The sequence below is a fragment of the Sphingobium sp. PNB genome, assembly GCF_019873065.1.
In the GTDB taxonomy this organism is placed as follows: domain Bacteria; phylum Pseudomonadota; class Alphaproteobacteria; order Sphingomonadales; family Sphingomonadaceae; genus Sphingobium; species Sphingobium fuliginis.
The window spans coordinates 1-13530 of sequence record NZ_JAINEZ010000116.1 but is presented as its reverse complement, the minus strand read 5'-3'; the positions used below and the strand labels follow the sequence as shown (position 1 = coordinate 13530).

Genomic DNA, 13530 nt, shown 5'->3' with positions numbered 1-13530 from the left:
GGTTAGTCCGGCGAGCAGAGGCATTCTCAACTTACCTCATCATCACTGATACTCCATTTCAGCGCCGCAACGGCGCACTATCCTTGTACCCGAACTGGTGGCCATCGCGCGAGCGTGGATTCCAGCGCACCAGGCACACTACCGCGAAAACGTTGCCGGCAATGCCGTCCACGATTTCCTGGGCTGCGGCGTAATAGGTCCGATTTCCCGGACAGGAGGACGCGAGCACCCTGAGGCCGCGTTTCGTGCCGTCCTCGAGCGTGTTTTCGTAGGTAAGCTGCGCGTCGAGATAGGATTTGGCGGTCTTGTGGCCGCCCATCGACGTAAAGGGCATGAAGAGCCATCCCATGATGAGTCCTTTCTTGAGGAAGGAAACCGGCCGCTGGCCGTTTCCGGTTTGAGGATCGTCGGGCCGCGAGCGCTGGTCAGCAGGCGAACGCCCGCGTATCAAAGTCGCAGTATTTTCATGTCGTGCGGATGTGACCTTCCGCACCCGTCATTGTCGGAGAAGTCATGCTCGCCGCGTCGGCCATTGAGATAATCGGCGGCACGCCTTTGATCGCACTGGATCGCATCTACACGGGTCCTGGTCGCATCATCGCCAAGGCCGAGTTCCTGCTGCCCGGGGGAAGTGTGAAGGACCGTGCCGCCAAGGCGATCCTGCTTGCCGCAAGAGAGGATGGCCGGCTGAAGCCGGGAATGCCGGTCGTGGAAATGACGAGCGGAAACATGGGCGCCGGACTGGCGGTGGCATGCGCCGCGCTCGGCCATCCCCTCGTCGTCACGATGTCGGCAGGCAACAGTCCGGCGCGAGCGAAGATGCTCGAAGGACTCGGCGCCGAAGTGGTGCTCATCGCCCAGGTGGATGGAAGCCCGGGCCAGGTGACGGGTTCCGATGTCAATGCTGCCGCACAGGCGGCTTGCGCGATCGCCCGGGCGCGTGACGGTTTCTACGTCGATCAGTTCAACGCTGCAGAGGGGATCGCAGCGCACGAGACCACGACAGGCCCGGAGATCCTGGCGCAGTTCGGTGGCCCGGTCGACGGATGGGTTGCAGCGGTCGGCACGGGCTGCACCTTCGTGGGCGTTGCAAAGGCGTTGAAGCGCGCCAATCCCGGTACGGTCTGCGCCGCTGTCGAACCGCTGAACGCGCGGCCGCTGGCCGGAGAACCGGTGCTCGACGCCCGGCATAAACTCCAGGGCATCGGTTATGGCACGGTTCCGCCGCACTGGGATCCGTCGCTGATGGATATGAGTGTCGGCATCAGCGATGATGAAGCTGAAGAGTGGCGGCGTACTCTGGCCCATCGCGAGGGCCTGTACGTCGGCTATTCTGCCGCTGCGAACGTCTGCGCCGCGGCAAAGCTGCTGGCATCGGGGCGGTTGACGGCTGATGCCGTCGTGGCAACGGTGCTTTGTGATACCGGCCTGAAATACTGAACCTCGGCGTGGGGGTGGCCCCGATGGACGTGCATCCGGTCGGCTGCCGGCTGCGCCTTGCTCGCCGCGCCGAAGCTTTTGAGATACGCGAAAGCCTGTTCAGCCTTGGCGGCAGCGTGGATGATCGCGGTCTTGTCGCCGCGGAGGATACCGAGCCAATGCGCCACATAGCTCGCATGACTGTCATGGAGGACGTTGGGCAGACCAAGGTCAGCACAGCAGAGCCCCGCCCCGATCTCGGCGACCAGTTCTTCGAACGCATAGGCCTTGTCGCCGAAGCGCTTGCCGAAGGTCCGTGCGAGTCGGCTGGAATGGCCCGACCAGTGAACCGTCTCGTGGCAACGCGTGGACGCATAGTGATCCATGCTGCGGAAGGCCGTTCGGTTCGGCAGCTGGATATGATCGAAGGTCGGTGTGAAGTAGGCTTGGTTTCCGCCATGGCGAACGTCGGCAGGGATTCCCGTGAAGAAGGCGTCGATCGCCGCCTGCCGCTCGGACGGGATCAGAGGCTGCTCCGGTTCGTCAGAGGGGTAGAAATAGGCTGGAAGACCGTCGATCTGATCGGCGTTGAACACGATGTAATGGCGCAGGAACCGGATGCTCCGCTCCACTTGCTTGCCGGTTTCGGGGTGCTCCTCACGCTTCTTGAACGAGGAATAATAAACCGAAAGCGCGCCGGTTTGACCCTTGCGGACGTGCCCGCCTAGCGTTTCCGCCTGGCGCCAGGTCATCCAGTAACGCGAACGATAACCCTGGGCATCGCCGAGCGCCCAGAGATAAAGCGTATTGATGCCCTGATACGGCGTGCCGCAATGACGCAGCGGGCGTCCGCCCGCCCCGTTCAGCCGCCAGGGCCTCGACCAGGGCGGAACACCCTCCTCGAGCTTGCGGATGATGAGGTCGGTGATTTCGGCGGCGACATCGCGGCTCGTGCGTTTCGCAAGGGACATGGCGCTTCTCCGTGCGGAAGGGGAAAAGGCCGCCGGCACGGGACCACGCGCCGGCGGCAAGGCATCCAGGAGAAAGCGGCGTCAGGCCGCGAGAGCGTCCTGATCGGGCGATTCCGCTTCGATTTCGCAGGCACCGGACACTGTCTCGTCGACGCCAGCCACGCCAACCTCTTCGGCATCCTCGGGCTCGACGATCGCCTGCTCTTCAGGATCGCCTTCGGCGGGTTCGAGATCGTCCGCCTCGGTCTTGTCGAGGAAGCGCATGGCGTCGGGCACCCAGGCAAGCGCCGCGTCCCGGACCTCGGGCTCGACGATCGCTTCGCCCGCGAAGAGCTTCGCGCACGATTCCGAGATCTCCGACTTCTTCATCGTCGCGTGGCGCGCGGTCAGCGCCGCGCCGCCGACATCGGCGAGCAGCGTCAGGATCGAGCCCTTGCTGATGCGGTCGAAGAAGTTCTCGGATGTCGGCCGCCACCAGCTTGCGACATCGACATCCATGATCGTCGCCAACCGGTTGTGGAGCGGACACTGCTCGGCGCGGTAGCTCGCCTTCGCTTCGAGCGACATCGCCACGATGTAGGCGAGCCAGGCCGCCTTGCTGTCGTCGTCGAGCGCCCGGAACGCCTCGAACCGGTCGACCTCGGACTTGTGCTCCAGCCAACTCGCATCGAGCCCGTCATGGGCTTCGGCGAGATAGCCCCGCGCGCGGGTCGTCGGCTGGTCGCCACTCACCGGATCCTGCGGCGAGCGAGCGCGAATGGTCGAGCCATAGGCGCTGAACGTGCTGGCGCGATCGTCAATCATGACGAAGAGCGCATAGTCGAGCGCCAGGGCCGGATGGCTGAGCAGGGTCGCTGCGAGCACGTCGCGCCGCTGCATCGCCAGCTCATCGTAGAGCCGGGCGCTGAGCGGCTTGCCGCCCGGGGCGATCGCTTCGGGCGGCGGAGCAGGCGGCGTGTAGCTGCCGCCCGGGCCGGTCGAACCGCCACCGCCGGCACCATCGCCGTGGTCGTCCTCGCCGTTTTCATCAGCGCCGCCGATGCTGACCGGTTCCTCGCTATAATATTCGGTGTCGAGGACCATCTCGCCTCTGGGCGTCAGCTTGAGAAACGCGCCGACGAGCGGCTTGATCTCGTCAGGCAGCACCGGCGGGATGTTGTGGAGCGCGTGTTCTTCCTCGGACAGGGCATCATATTCCTGGTCGAGCGCCTTGTAGGCATCCTCATCGATGGTCTCGTCATCCATCTCCTCGGCGATGGCTTCCTGCCGCTGTGCAATCGCATCGAGGCGGGCCAGCTGCGCCTCGGTGAAATCAGGCTGCGGCAGGATCACCCGGTAGAGGCCGGTCGCCGCGCTATGCGTGTAGTTCGACGCAATCGGCCGGATCCAGGCGAGACCGAGTTCCTCGCCGATCCGCTTGGCTTCCGCTTCCATGATGTCCGCGGCGAGCCGCTGCGCGATCTCGGGGTTCACCCACTTGTCGCCGCTGTCGCTGAAAAGGTCGCGGTCGATCTTGCCGCCAGCCTCGGCATAGCGGTCCTCGCCGACCAGGATCGCGACCGGATCGGTCGACTTCATCGTTTCGTTGGCGATGACGCGGCGGATAGTGTCGGCATTGGCATAGCTGGTGCCGTAGCTGTTCCAGACGAGAAGCTGCTTCTCCTGGTTTTCGGTCGAGGCATAGGCCTTGGCGACGTCCAGCGTGATGGTGCCTTCGCTCAGCGCCTCGAAGATGGGCTCGGCCAGGGTCGCGAGCCGCAGGCGGCCCTCGACGAACCGACGGGTGAGGCCGAAGCGCTTGGCGACACCGTCGATATCATTATTGAGACCGATGAAATACTGGAACGCGCGGCATTCCTCGGCAGGCGTCATCTTGAGCTGATGGAAGTTGGCCGCGGTCGAGGTCTCGGACAGGGTCGCCTCGTCGCCGACGAGAACCTTGACGGGAACATCGTAGGTTTCAGGGTCGATGGTGCCGCGCTCGGCGAGCATGAGCAGACCGCGCAGGCGGCGACCGCCATCGAAGACCTCGAAAGTGCCGCGCGGCTTTTTCACAGGCGTGACGAGCAGGTTCTGGAGTACGCCGCGAGCTTCGAGATCGGCGGCCATCTGCGGTATTTCCAGCAGGTCGTCGGGCCGCCTGCGGACATTGATGGGAGAAAGCGTAAGCTTCGAGAGCTTAACGGTCGTGGTCATCGGAGGAACTCCTTCTGGCATCCGGATCAGCCCGGACACCAGCATCACTCCCCCTTCCCTCTCGAACCCCGGGGCGCCCCGTGGGCGTGGCTTTTTTCCGCCGGACAACCTACATTGTCTTCTCTTCCGGCCTCGAAAGAATATGATCTGCGGTGACCTCCACGACGCTCCGTTTGAACATGCCGCAATGGCAGGGTGGCGATGAACCCGCCTATAGCTTTGGTTCCGAATTGTTGCGCTGGCTTGCCCCGCCGCATGACGGCCCCGAGGAAACCGTGGCGGTTCCGGAACCGGACGGAAGCTCCCCGCCGGTTAGCCGTGGCATCAAGTGGTGCGCCGCCCTCTTGTCTCAAGCAAGAGCGGCGCGCGAAGCCATCGAGCGGCATGCGCCCGATCGGATCGTGACGCTTGGCGGCGACTGCCTGGTCGATCTTGCGCCGATGGCGTATCTAAGCCGCAGATATGGTGAAAAGCTGGGCGTTCTCTGGCTCGATGCCCATCCCGACGTGATGAGCGCTGCCGAGTTTTCGCACGCCCATGCCCATGTGCTTGCCCTGCTGCTTGGCCGGGGCGACGAGGCTTTCACGGCAGAAGTGCCCCGCAAGCTGGACGCCCGGCGTGTGATGATCGCCGGCATGCAGGGATGGAACGCGGATGAAGACCTGATCCTGAAGGAACTGGGCATCCGGCATATCCCGCCAGCCGTCCTTGCTGACAGCAGCCGGCCGATCCTCGACTGGATCGAGACCGAGGGAATCACGCATCTTGCGGTACATTTCGACCTCGATGTCCTCGATCCGGCTCATTTTTCTCCGCTGCTGTTCAACAGGCCGGGCATGCCGGAGGGGGCCTTCGATGGAATAGAGCAAGGCCGTATGCAGCTGGACCAGGTGGTGCGCCTGTTGAAAGAGATCGGCGCGGCAGTGGATATGGTTGGCCTTGCCATCGCCGAACATCTGCCATGGGACATGCTGCGCCTGAGAAACAGCCTTGCCGAGTTACCCATCATGAAATCATGAAACTCACTGTGGGCTGAAACCGCCCCGAGTTTCGGAATACCAATGGCGCACCACTCGCGAAGCTATCCTCGCCGCTTTGGACACGCCCTCCCCCCGATCTCGAGGTAAACGTCGTCACCGCTACGCGATGCTTCACAATCTGAATGTGACGGACTTCTCCTGTGAGAGCGGCGCTGACCGCCGATGAGACGTCATTAGAGGGTGTCAATGACCAACGAAACCCGCAGTGCCGACTGTTTCGGTGACATCTCGTGCTTGATGCAGAATGCACACCAGCTGCGCTTCGTCATTCAGGATCGGAACGGACACCGTCTGCCAATAGCGCTCGAGAAACCGGCCATCGGAACCCCGCAGGTCATAGCGCTGTGCTTTCATGGCATGCTGGCGCCGTCCCTGTGCCGCGATGCGGATGGAATCAAACAAGCCTGCGACGCCGGTTGCATCCTCAAGATCCGGATTATCCGGAAAGACGTCAAAGAGCCTTTCTCCGGCCACTCTGCTGCGCTCGGTATAGGTGATGGCAGTATGCGCATCGTTGACGTCGAGGATTCGCATACCAGCCCTCGGATCGATGATCATCGTAGGCTGGGTAGAGGTCTCCGTCAGGCGTTGAAAAAGGCTCCGATCACATGATGATAGCGCGCCAAATTCAATAGGATATCTCTGCACGCCAAGTGCGGCGGCGTTGAGCAATGCAAGCTCGCGTTGAATTGAACGGATCTGCTGCAGCAGATAGCTGCGCTCGGTGTCGGCAACGTCTGCGCCCAGGCAGGCCCTGAATTTCTTCAAGTTTTCGTGCAGGATGAAGCGTTGCACATTACCCCCTAAGGTTTCAATTGTGCCTCGGATCTATGAACTTCTCCGGTCCCGAGAAGTTTCCCCGACTCGCTGGCATCTGCAACGCAATAAATACACTGAATGACCTCTGAGCACAGGAACGTCTCCGAGCCATAGTGGGTAAAGGATGACCACATGATTCGCCCAGCGAATGTCTGTCTGGGCCTTGTGAATGGCGGCGGCGGGCGCATTGTCCCGCCACTCCCCGGCCGATCGCAAGATAGGGAAATCAAGTTCTGCAATCTCGATCCGGCGCACTTCATGGCCTGCCGCCTCGCCGCCCGCCGCATAGGCATCCGCAAGCGCATGAACGTACCGGGTCCCGTTTGGGTCGGGATGCCCATCGATAATCGTGATGCGGGTCATGACATCTCCTGAATCCGCCATCCACGCATCGTCGTGCAATTGGGATTATCCCGGAGTGTCGGTGGCGACAGGCACCGGCCAGCCGAGATGAAATCACTTGAGCTATGAGGGGGAGCGTTTCTTCCTCGCAAGAGTCGGGAAACTGGCGGAGGAACCCTGATTACAATACATGCGACTGTGCGGAACGCATGGCCAATAGCTCTGCGGCCATGTTGGGGGTGTTCTCCCATGGGGCACTACACAAACGGAGGATCGCGGTGACCCAGAGAATATCGCCGCTTTCGAGGGGGGAAGAGTTTTGAGCGATTTTCGTTTCCTGCATGCCGCCGACATTCATCTCGACAGCCCGCTCCATGGCCTGTCGAGATATGAAGGTCTGCCCGAGGACGACATAAGAGGAGCCACCCGCGCGGCTTTCGACAATCTGGTACAACGCGCCATCGACGAAGATGTCGATTTCGTCGTGATCGCTGGCGACCTCTTCGACGGTGAGTGGAAGGACATGAGCACCGGCCTCTATTTCGCCCGCGCCATGGGCCGCCTGGATCGGGCCGAAATCCCGGTGTTCCTTCTCGCCGGCAACCATGATGCCGCCTCCGTCATCACCCGCAGCATTCCCTGGCCGCCCAATGTCCGCCTGTTCAGCGCGCGCCGACCGGAAACCCATCTGCTTGCCGAGCTCCAGGTCGCGGTCCACGGACAGAGCTTCTCGACACCGGCTGTCACCGACAATCTCGTTCCGTCCTATCCCGCCGCTGCGGAGCATCACTTCAATATCGGGATGCTGCACACCGCGCTGGCAGGCCGGAAGGGCCACGCCGATTACGCGCCCTGCAGCCTGGATGATCTCAAAGCCAAGCAATACGACTACTGGGCGCTCGGCCATGTCCATCAACACGAGATCGTGTGCGAGGCGCCTCATGTCGTCTTCCCGGGCAACATCCAGGGTCGCACGATCCGCGAGACGGGCCCCAAGGGCGCGGTGATCGTCACCGTGGAGGATGGTCAGGTTTCCTCCATCGATCGATTGGATCTGGATGTGATCCGCTGGCTCGCGGTCGATATCGACTGTACCGACGTGCCGGCCGATAGCATTGCGGAACGCATGCGCTCGGCGCTTCTTGAAGCGTGGCAGCACGGCGGCGATGGATTGCCGCTCGTTACGCGGCTTGTGCTGACGGGCGAGACCGACAGCGCCGGCGCGCTCATCGACAGCGCCGCGGACCTGCGCGACGTCGCGCGCGCCGTGGCCGCTTCGATCTCGCCCAATCTCTTCATCGAGAAAGTGAAGCTGCTCGTGACGAAGCCCGCCGCCGCCGGTGAGGTGATTGTCGGCGACGATCTCGCTGCCTTGATCGATCGGGCCGCCACCGATCCTCAACTGCACGAACTGCTGGCCGCGGACCTTGCGCCCTTCCTGCTCGCGGCGCAGAGCCTGCTCCCCGATGCCGACGAAGCGGACCTTCGCCGCTATGCCGGCGACGGCAAGTGGGACGCGGTCATCGGAACCGCCGCCCAGGCGCTCCGCTCGCGTTTGACGAAGGGGGACTGAGCGATGCGGTTCGCCACCCTGTCACTCGAGCGTTATGGTCGTTTCGAGGATTGCGAGCTTTCCTTTCGCCAAGGCGAGCCCGATCTTCACGTGGTGTACGGCGCCAACGAAGCGGGAAAATCGACCTCGCTTGCGGCGGTCTCCGATCTGTTGTTCGGTTTCCCGGCACGGTCTCCCTACAACTTCGTCTACGACTACGCCCTGCTGCGCGTTGGGGCCGTGCTCGAGGACGAGGGGCACAGCTTCGCTTGTCGCCGCAAGAAGGGGACGGCCGGGACACTGATCGATGCCGAGGATCGTCTCCTCGACGAAGCTATGCTGCTCGCCATGCTGCGGGGGCAGACGCGCGAGACATTCGCACTCTCCTTCAGCCTCGACCAGGATGGCCTGCGAGCGGGCGGGCGGGCCATGGTCGAGGCCCGCAACGACCTGGGCCGAGCCCTCTTTGCCGCAGGCTCCGGGCTCACGGGTGTTGCGGACGAATTGGCTCGCCTCGAGAGCGAAGCCGATGCGATCTGGGGACAACGCGCCGCGGCGAGGCGGAGCTTCACGCAGGCCCAACGCGATTTCGAAGCGCAGACCCGAGCAGTCCGGGACCAGGCCCTCAAGCCGAAGGCTTGGCTCGATGCCAAAGGCGCGGTCGCGGACGCCCAGCAGATGCTCGAAGAGGTTCAGCGGCGGCGCGACGAAGTTCTTGCCGAGGTCAGCCGCCTCGAGCGCATCCGCCGGATTGCGCCTGCCGTCCGTCTTCGCAGCGACCATCTCGCGGCGCTTGCCGCCCACATGGATACGATTGATATCGGGCCGCAGCGCGAGCACGCCGCCGAAGCGGCAATGGCCGAGATGGAGGCCGCTTCGCGTGCAAGGGCCGCCGCGCAGAATCTGGTGAACGAAGCCCGGGCACAGATCGAGGCGCTTTCTCCTGATCCGTCGGTCCTCGCCCACGACGCCGAAATCGACGCGCTGATCGCTTCGTCGGGCGCGGTGACAAAGGGTCAACAGGACTTAGCGCGTCTGAGCGAGGAGCGATCCGCATCGGGAGGTCTTGTCGCCCGGCTCCGCGCCGAAGCCGGCGCGCTCGCCTCCGATCCCCCCACCCGGATCGTAAGTTCCAGACTGCGCGAAATCGCGCTCGGTCATGCCGAGGATCTCGCGGCGCTCCGGCAGATCGACGAGAGTGAGCAGGACCTGGCTGAAAGGCGTGTCGCGATCGAGCGGAAGATTGCGGATCGCCCCCAAACAGGAAATCTGACCGCGATCGTAACGGCGATCGACCTTGCCAGGACCCTCGGGGCCGATGCGGACGCGCGCTGCGAACTGGCGCAGCGCAAAGCCGACCGGGCCGCGGCCAGCCTGGACGTGGCGCTCGCTCGGCTCACGCCCTGGAGCGGGGACGCATCGGCCCTGGCCGCGCTTCCCAGACTGGCACGGCACGAAATCGAAGACGTGCGATCCGTCCTTGCCGAGGCCGAGACCGATCTGCAGCGGGCAACAGACGCCGCTTCGCGCGCCCGCGAAGAGGCCGAGGCGCTCTCGCTCGAAATGGAGCAGCTCTCGTCGGGCGCTGCGGTGGCTGACGAGGAGATCACCGCGGTTCGAAGCGAGCGCGACGCGTTCTGGCGACCGCTGCGCGCGCACATGCGGCAAGGCATGGCCCTCCCCTCCCCTGATGAAGCTGTCGATGCTTATGAGACGGCAGTCGCTCGAGCAGATGAACGCGGAGATGCCCGCTACGCCGCCGCCGACGAGTCGAGCCGTCTGACGGTCATGGGTCAACGCCGGACCAGGCTCCTTCTGGCCGCTGACCAGGCGGACACGCGCGCGCAGGCGGCAAGCGATCGTCGCGAAAGCGCGCTGACGGGCTGGGCACGAAAGTTGGCGGAGGCGGGCTTTCCGGCGTTGGAGCCCAATCGGTTCCTCGGTTGGGTGTCCGAGCGGGAAACGGCTGAAGCAGCACATCAGGAGGCAATCGATGCCCACGACGATGCCAGGGCGATCGTTGCGCGGCGCAATGAATTGCGTGCCAGCCTGGTCGCCGCCCTCGCAGACGAGTCGGTGCCCAAGGGAGAAGACCTCCTGCCGCTGCTCGCCTTCGCCACACGGATTCGGCAAGCCGGCGAGGCGGCCGCCGAGCAGCACAGACTCGACGAGGCCGCACTCGTACAAATCGGGCAGGATGCGGAAGGTCTGCAGCGCCGCCGCACGCGTGTCGATGAGAGTATGGCGACGCGGATGGAGGCCTGGCGCGCGCTGCTGGTCGAAGCGGACATCGATCTCGACATAGCCAGCGCTCCGGCAACTCTCGACGTCCTGGACGAGCTCAGAGCCGCGATTGCCGCGCAGCGAGACCTGCAGACACGCATCGACGGCATAGCGAGAGACGCGCGTGAACATGACGAAAGCGTTGCGGCCCTAACCGAAAGGCTGGGGATTGCCGCCTCGGGCGGCGGAGTGACGCTACTCGAAGGGATGCGGGCCCGGCTCTCGGCGGCGCGCTCGACCGCAAGCGTCCTGGAGGCACTCGAGGAAAGCATTGCCGGCCGAAGCGCTGAGATGGCGGCCGAAGACGCACGGCATGCTGCGGCCTGGGCTTCGCTGACCGCGCTTCTGGAGGAGACGGGCGCTACCGACCTGCAGGGCCTGGGTGCGGCCATCGAGCGTTCGCGAGCAGCGCGCGCCCTGCGCCACGCGGTCAGCGAAGCGGAAGCCGCGATCGTCGCGGCGGGCGACGGCAAGGGACTGGATGAGCTTGTCGCGTCCCTGGAAGACGTCGATGCTGACGGTCTGGCCGTCCGAATCCAGTCGCTCTCGGGGCAGCTGACCCAGCTCAACGATGAGGTTGCCACTGCCGCAAGCGCCCACGGCGATGCCAGGAGAGTCTTTGCCGGTCTGGAGGCGCAAAGCGGCTCGTCCGCCGACGCGGCCTCGGATGCCGAGCAGGCCCGGGCCGAGCTCGCTGTTCTTGCCGAAGATTTTATCCTGAAGCGAACCGAGGCCGTCACGCTACGCTGGGCGATTGAACAATATCGCGAGCGCCATCAGGATCCCATGCTGCTGCGCGCAAGCGAGATCTTCCGCCGGCTGACGATCGGGCGGTATGCGGCGCTGCGGATCGACAGCGACGGACCCAATTCACGGCTCCTGGGGTTGCGCGACGATGGCAGGACCGTGGTGGACGTCGGGGCGATGAGCGAGGGAACCACGGACCAGCTCTTTCTCGCGCTTCGCCTCGCAGCTGTCGAGCAATCCATCGCGGCCGGTGTTCGCCTGCCCTTCCTCGCGGACGACTTGTTCGTCAATTTCGACGATGAGCGTTCCGAGGCCGGTTTCAGGGTGCTGGCGGAACTCGCGCGATCGACGCAGGTGCTGTTCTTCACCCATCACCCCCATCTGGCGGCGATCGCCCGATCTGTCGTCGGCGAAGACCTTCACTCGGAATGCTCCCTGGCCTGAGACAGCCGAGCGACCTTCAGATCAAGCCGCCCTGGACTGGCTGTTCGAATCCGGAACGCGCTGCTCCGACACTCTTTCGGCGCTTTGTGTACGCAACCTGCAGCGGCACCTGTCCTCGTCCCATTCGATGCGCGCCAGCGAATATCGGTGCCGCTGGCAATTGCCCGACGGCTTCGATCTAAGGCCGCATGACGTGGCGGAGGCTGCGGAAATGCGGCAGCGGGTCAAGGACGCCTTGAAGGACGGCAAATAGCGGAGCGCGGCCTCCAGCGCCTTCGCCCGGTTCTCGACTCCACGGCTCCCCAACTTGCGTTTTCTCGTCAGTATGATTATATTTTAATCGGACTGATAACAGGTGATAAACATGGCGACCGAGACGAAGGTATTGACCGCGCATGTCCCTCTGGGGCTCGCGGAAAAGGTTGAAGCAATGGCCTCGCGACTCGAACGCTCGCGCGGCTGGGTGGTGAAGCAAGCGCTCGCCGCCTGGGTCGATCAGGAGGAGGAGCGTCACCGGATGACGCTCGAAGCCCTGGAGGATGTCGATGCCGGACGGGTGATCGACCACCAGGCGATCACGGCATGGGCCGACAGCCTTGGGACGGACAAGCCGCTACCCTCGCCGGTCAAATGAAGATCCAGTGGACCAGCAAGGCGTCGTCGGACCTTGTGCGACTGCACGAGCATCTGGGTCCGGTCGCCCCCGAAGCGGCGGCGCGCGTGGTCCAGCAACTCGCCCACGCACCGGATCGGCTGATCGATTATCCGAGGATCGGCGAGAAGCTGGAAGCCTATGAGCCGCGCGAGGTCCGCCGGATCATCGTCGGCAACTACGAGATGCGCTACGAGATCGCGGCCGGAACGATCTTCATACTGCGCCTCTGGCATTGCCGCGAAAACCGCAACTTCGAATCGGAGCAGTAGCGAGGATGCGATCGACCACCGCCGCAGTCGCTTCTATCCTCAGACCAGACCGAAATCCTGAAATTCAACCTGCCGCAGTCGGCCGGACAGCCATTTCAGAGTAGCTCTCACGGGTTCCGCCAGTCCCGGTTGACCGACGATGGCACCAGGAATGTGGTCGGCTTCGATCCGCTGAAAAACTTGCACTTCGGCTTCACGGTCGGTGGGAAAATGGGGTGCGAGGTCTCGCCTCTCCTCTTCGCCGCCAGCGAACCTCGGCTCGCTCACGCACAAAATCGAAACAGAGACGGCGTCTTTGTTTCCGTCCAATCGGCCGTAATCACTGGCGTATGCCAAATGATCGGCTGCTGCCAGATCGCGGCGCGGCCATAAGCCATGCTTCACGACCCCAGTGAGATTCGCAGCTTGGGTGAAATGCAGCAGGAACCGCACGTCGCGGTCCAGGGCGATCGAGCGGATATGCGTCCTGCGGGCCTCGTTCATCGCAATGATCCCATAGACGCCTCCAATACCTCCGCCCAGTCTTTGACGCCGCGCGGCGCCATCCACGTTATCTCAAGACCGGGCCGAGCATATCGCAACGCCGCGCGTGCCGCCGCCAGTTCACCTTCGGCGTCATTGTCGACGGCGAGGATCAAGGATGTCAGACCTTGCGGCAGCAGGATCTGATCGAGACGCCGTGCACCCAAGCTCGCCCAGCAGGGAGCTCCTTGAATGAGGGTGAAGGCCCGCGCGGTTTCGAAGCCCTCGGCAAGCGCCAGGCAAGAAGCCGCCCGCCCTCCCCCTTGCCATG

General features: G+C 63.8%; 12 protein-coding genes and 1 pseudogene. 6 read left to right on the top strand and 7 right to left on the bottom strand.

What is annotated here, in order from left to right; translation table 11 throughout:
* Window positions 1–79: 79 nt before the first annotated feature.
* Window positions 80–349: pseudogene (locus K7W03_RS24435) on the bottom strand (hypothetical protein); the annotation flags it as partial.
* Between the two features lie 164 nt (window positions 350–513).
* Here K7W03_RS24435 and K7W03_RS24430 point away from each other — a divergent pair.
* Window positions 514–1440 carry a PLP-dependent cysteine synthase family protein gene (locus K7W03_RS24430; RefSeq protein ID WP_020819407.1) on the top strand — a complete coding sequence of 309 codons (927 nt, stop codon included), beginning with the start codon at window positions 514–516 and terminating at the stop codon, window positions 1438–1440.
* Here the strand turns inward: K7W03_RS24430 and K7W03_RS24425 are convergent.
* Together K7W03_RS24425 and K7W03_RS24420 are read right to left on the bottom strand one after the other, a co-directional pair.
* The gene (locus tag K7W03_RS24425) at window positions 1329–2390 is read right to left on the bottom strand and encodes an ArdC family protein (protein WP_081796477.1); all 1062 of its coding nucleotides are present in this window, start codon (window positions 2388–2390) and stop codon (window positions 1329–1331) included. The genes K7W03_RS24430 and K7W03_RS24425 overlap by 112 nt on opposite strands.
* Window positions 2391–2471: 81 nt before the next feature.
* Window positions 2472–4586, bottom strand: a complete 2115-nt coding sequence (locus K7W03_RS24420; RefSeq protein WP_020819396.1) for a ParB/RepB/Spo0J family partition protein — start codon at window positions 4584–4586, stop codon at window positions 2472–2474.
* 152 nt (window positions 4587–4738) lie between these two features.
* On the opposite strand from K7W03_RS24420, the gene K7W03_RS24415 reads away from it, so the two are divergent.
* A complete protein-coding gene (locus tag K7W03_RS24415) occupies window positions 4739–5605 on the top strand; it encodes an arginase family protein (RefSeq protein WP_021222983.1) in 867 nt (288 codons plus the stop codon).
* A gap of 204 nt (window positions 5606–5809) precedes the next feature.
* On the opposite strand, the gene K7W03_RS24410 is transcribed toward K7W03_RS24415, so the two are convergent.
* Window positions 5810–6421 carry a PAS domain-containing protein gene (locus K7W03_RS24410; RefSeq protein WP_020819394.1) on the bottom strand — a complete coding sequence of 204 codons (612 nt, stop codon included), beginning with the start codon at window positions 6419–6421 and terminating at the stop codon, window positions 5810–5812.
* 33 nt (window positions 6422–6454) lie between these two features.
* A complete protein-coding gene (locus K7W03_RS24405; RefSeq protein ID WP_079640273.1) occupies window positions 6455–6808 on the bottom strand; it encodes an NAD(P)H-dependent oxidoreductase in 354 nt (117 codons plus the stop codon).
* Between the two features lie 298 nt (window positions 6809–7106).
* Here K7W03_RS24405 and K7W03_RS24400 point away from each other — a divergent pair, with 298 nt between their 5' ends.
* From K7W03_RS24400 to K7W03_RS24385, 4 genes are all read left to right on the top strand, one after another.
* On the top strand, window positions 7107–8360 hold the full coding sequence (locus K7W03_RS24400; RefSeq protein ID WP_020819392.1) for a metallophosphoesterase family protein: 1254 nt from the start codon (window positions 7107–7109) through the stop codon (window positions 8358–8360).
* A gap of 3 nt (window positions 8361–8363) precedes the next feature.
* Window positions 8364–11813: an ATP-binding protein gene (locus tag K7W03_RS24395; protein ID WP_020819391.1), complete on the top strand. Its 3450-nt coding sequence runs from the start codon at window positions 8364–8366 to the stop codon at window positions 11811–11813.
* Between the two features lie 364 nt (window positions 11814–12177).
* Window positions 12178–12447 carry a CopG family ribbon-helix-helix protein gene (locus K7W03_RS24390; protein ID WP_020819389.1) on the top strand — a complete coding sequence of 90 codons (270 nt, stop codon included), beginning with the start codon at window positions 12178–12180 and terminating at the stop codon, window positions 12445–12447.
* A complete protein-coding gene (locus K7W03_RS24385; RefSeq protein ID WP_020819388.1) occupies window positions 12444–12737 on the top strand; it encodes a type II toxin-antitoxin system RelE/ParE family toxin in 294 nt (97 codons plus the stop codon). The genes K7W03_RS24390 and K7W03_RS24385 overlap by 4 nt, the downstream gene beginning before the upstream one ends.
* Window positions 12738–12776: 39 nt before the next feature.
* On the opposite strand, the gene K7W03_RS24380 is transcribed toward K7W03_RS24385, so the two are convergent.
* Together K7W03_RS24380 and K7W03_RS24375 are read right to left on the bottom strand one after the other, a co-directional pair.
* Window positions 12777–13220: a hypothetical protein gene (locus tag K7W03_RS24380; protein ID WP_020819387.1), complete on the bottom strand. Its 444-nt coding sequence runs from the start codon at window positions 13218–13220 to the stop codon at window positions 12777–12779.
* Window positions 13217–13530, bottom strand: a 314-nt coding sequence (locus K7W03_RS24375; protein ID WP_222887568.1) for a toprim domain-containing protein, incomplete at its 5' end; no start/stop codon positions are given. The genes K7W03_RS24380 and K7W03_RS24375, both read right to left, overlap by 4 nt.

What these genes read in the sequence shown, in the direction of transcription:
- K7W03_RS24405 (WP_079640273.1), bottom strand. Translation starts at nt 6,808, where the DNA reads ATGACCCGCATCACGATTATCGATGGGCATCCCGACCCAAACGGGACC.
- K7W03_RS24395 (WP_020819391.1), top strand. Translation starts at nt 8,364, where the DNA reads ATGCGGTTCGCCACCCTGTCACTCGAGCGTTATGGTCGTTTCGAGGAT.
- K7W03_RS24380 (WP_020819387.1), bottom strand. Translation starts at nt 13,220, where the DNA reads ATGAACGAGGCCCGCAGGACGCATATCCGCTCGATCGCCCTGGACCGC.
- K7W03_RS24385 (WP_020819388.1), top strand. Translation starts at nt 12,444, where the DNA reads ATGAAGATCCAGTGGACCAGCAAGGCGTCGTCGGACCTTGTGCGACTG.
- K7W03_RS24430 (WP_020819407.1), top strand. Translation starts at nt 514, where the DNA reads ATGCTCGCCGCGTCGGCCATTGAGATAATCGGCGGCACGCCTTTGATC.
- K7W03_RS24420 (WP_020819396.1), bottom strand. Translation starts at nt 4,586, where the DNA reads ATGACCACGACCGTTAAGCTCTCGAAGCTTACGCTTTCTCCCATCAAT.
- K7W03_RS24425 (WP_081796477.1), bottom strand. Translation starts at nt 2,390, where the DNA reads ATGTCCCTTGCGAAACGCACGAGCCGCGATGTCGCCGCCGAAATCACC.
- K7W03_RS24390 (WP_020819389.1), top strand. Translation starts at nt 12,178, where the DNA reads ATGGCGACCGAGACGAAGGTATTGACCGCGCATGTCCCTCTGGGGCTC.